Here is a 3,057-nt window from a genome sequence, read left to right on the forward strand (position 1 = left end):
ATATATTCTTGTATGAGCCAAATATTTTCAATATATAAGAGGGTTTGTGCGTAAAATTTTATTTTTATAAAGGAGATGTTACATTGTCCAACCAACCATCAACAGAACCGGTAATGCCTAATTCGCCGCAGCCTGCAGGCGGATTTTTAGGGTGGATTGAACGGGTCGGCAATAAGATTCCTGATATTACAATGCTGTTTATTGCTGCCTTTCTTATTACCTGCGTCGTTTCCGCCATTTGCTCGCAGATCCATTTCGGCTACATCCATCCGACGACAGGGAAGGAAATTGAAATTACCAACATGCTGTCGCCCCAGTCTCTGGTGACCTTAATGACCAAGATGGTCAGCAACTTCGCCGGATTCCCGCCGCTCAGCATGGTTATCGTCGCCACGCTGGGCATCGGCATTGCCCAGGGCTCGGGCTATATCGGCACAGGGCTGAAAAAGATTCTGGCCGTTACGCCTAAATTCCTGCTCACGCCTATTGTCATCGTCGTCGGCATGCTCAGCCATCTGGCGCCGGACAGCGGCTACATGATCATCATTCCCATTGCGGCCTACCTGTTTTATGCGTCCGGCAAGCATCCCCTGGCCGGCGTGGCTGCATCCTTTGCCGGCATTGCCGGTGCCTTTGCGGCCAACTACACGCCGTCGGCCATTGACCCGGTCATTCAGGGCTTTACGCAAATGGCGGCGCAGCTTATTGATCCGACCTATGAAGTGAACGTGCTGTGCAACTATTTCTTTTCCCTTGTATCGACAATTCCCGTCATTGCCGTGTGCTGGTGGGTAACGGAAAAGATTACGGAACCGTGGTGCCGCAAGAACTGCCCCGTCGATGCTGAGCTGAACGTATCGGAAGATGCCATGCAGCCTATTACAGCGCGGGAAAACCGGGCTTTTTACATTGCCTCTGTCGTCCTGCTCCTGCTCATTGTCGGCCTCTTTGCCGCCCTGGTGCCGGAAAACTCCATTCTCCGCGATCCGAACGGCAACATTGCCAGCTTTAAGGCGCCGGTCATGCAGTCCATTGTAGCCATCATCTTTTTGCTGGCTGCCATTCCCGGTATTGTATACGGCATTCTGAGCGGCACGTTCCGCAGCTCCAAAGATTTCACGAAATCTATGGAAGATATTACGCATACGCTGGTGCAGCTTATTGTTTTCTATTTCTTTGCTGCTCAGTTTATGTATGCCTTCGGTGCGTCCAACCTGGGAGCTCTTATCGCCATTGCCGGTGCGGAATTCCTGAAATCCCTAGCCTTGCCGCCGCAGGTTACGGTCTTTGGCATCATCGTCTTCGTCGCCCTCCTGAACCTGCTCATTACGTCGGCATCAGCGAAGTGGTCCATTCTGGCGCCTATCTTCGTTCCCATGCTCATGTCCGTCGGCATTGCGCCGGAACTGACGCAGGTTGCCTTCCGCGTCAGCGACTCGGCAGTCAACGTCTGCACGCCTATGTTTGCCTTTTATCCGCTCATCATTATTTATTGCCAGAAATATTACAAGAAAACCGGCGTCGGTACGCTGAGCAGCCTTATGCTGCCCTATACCTTCGCCCTGCTCATTGTGCTGACAGTGATGCTGTATCTGTTCTGGTGGTTTAATATCCCCCTGGGATTCCAGGCAGATTACGTATATCCGCGGCAAATGTTTTAATGTAGAAAGGGAGTAGTACTATGAAAGATAAAAGTCGTGAATTAACAGAACGGTTTTTCCGGTATGTACAGATTCCATCGCAGAGCCATCCCAATGGGGGTGTGAAAGTTCCCAGCACGGAATCGCAGTGGAATATGGCCCGGCAGCTGCAGAAAGAACTGACCGAAATGAATCTGGAAGATATTTCCCTCAGCGACAAGTGCGTCCTTACGGCCAAACTTCCGGCTCGTCTGCCGAAAGATTTTCAGGGCACCGTGCCGGCTGTGGGCTTCTGCACCCATCTGGATACGGTAGATGTCCATTTGTCTCCAGTCGTACATCCTCAGCTCATTCCCGGCTATGACGGCAAGGACATCGTGCTGAATGCTGAAAAGAATATCATCATGAAGACGGCAGACCATCCGGAACTGGCAGACTATGTCGGTCAGGACCTCGTCGTTTCCGATGGAACCAGTGTTCTCGGCGCCGATGATAAAGCAGCCGTTACCAACGTCATGACTGCTCTGGATACGCTGGTTCATGATGATTCTCTCTATCACGGTGACGTATACGTTTCCTTTGTGCCTGATGAAGAATGCGGCCTCTATGGCTCCAAGAACATGGACCTGACGAAATTCCCCGTCGATTTTGCCTATACCATTGACAGCTGTGCCCTGGGCGAAGTAGTCTATGAAACGTTCAATGCCGGCAGTGCTGTCGTTACCATACACGGCGTCAGTGCCCATCCCATGAGTGCCAAAGGGGTCCTGGTCAATCCGACGCTGATTGCTGTCGACTTCATCAATATGTTTGACCGCAAGGAAACGCCGGAATGTACAGAAGGCAAGGAAGGATATATCTGGTGCCAGGCTGTCGAATCGAATCAGTCCACAGCTGTAGTACATCTGAATATCCGCGACCATGACAAGCAGAAATATGAAGAAAAGAAAGAACGCATCCGCCGGAACGTGCAGAAGCTGCAGGAAGCTAATCCCCGGGCAGCCATTGAATGCACCATAGATGATACGTACGGAAATATTGCCGATGCCGTAACGGACGACAACCGCAAGGCGATTGACTATATTTACGATGCCATGAAGATTCTGGACATTACGCCCAAGACCATTGCCATGCGCGGCGGTACAGACGGCTCCTTCATTTCGACGAAAGGCATCTTGACGCCGAACTATTTTACAGGCGGCCTGAATTTCCATTCGCGCTATGAATTCCTGCCCATTCCGTCTCTCCAGAAATCCTATGAAATGACCTTGACCCTGATTCAGCTCATTTATAAGGGCCAGGGAAAATAAGATAAAGCCTGTATGCTTCCTAAGAAATAATTGCTTGATGTTTATTTGCCACACATGACATGAATGAGAATGTCGTGTGTGGCATTTTAATAAAATCCCATATAAAC

At 50.4% G+C, this 3,057-nt stretch carries 2 protein-coding genes; both read left to right on the forward strand.

The features are described from left to right. Window positions 1-83 precede the first annotated feature (83 nt). Complete coding sequence (locus tag Q3886_RS09705) at window positions 84-1,661, forward strand: AbgT family transporter (RefSeq protein WP_301861259.1); 1,578 nt, start codon at window positions 84-86, stop codon at window positions 1,659-1,661. Window positions 1,662-1,681: 20 nt separating this feature from the next. Beyond that, the gene (gene pepT, locus Q3886_RS09710; protein WP_301861260.1) at window positions 1,682-2,950 is read left to right on the forward strand and encodes a peptidase T; all 1,269 of its coding nucleotides are present in this window, start codon (window positions 1,682-1,684) and stop codon (window positions 2,948-2,950) included. Window positions 2,951-3,057 lie beyond the last annotated feature (107 nt).

Origin of the sequence: uncultured Megasphaera sp. (assembly GCF_958350005.1) — a bacterium.
In the GTDB taxonomy this organism is placed as follows: Bacteria; Bacillota; Negativicutes; order Veillonellales; family Megasphaeraceae; genus Megasphaera.

Excerpts from the sequence above, each read along its gene's own strand:
- pepT (WP_301861260.1), top strand. The coding sequence starts at position 1,682 with ATGAAAGATAAAAGTCGTGAATTAACAGAACGGTTTTTCCGGTATGTA.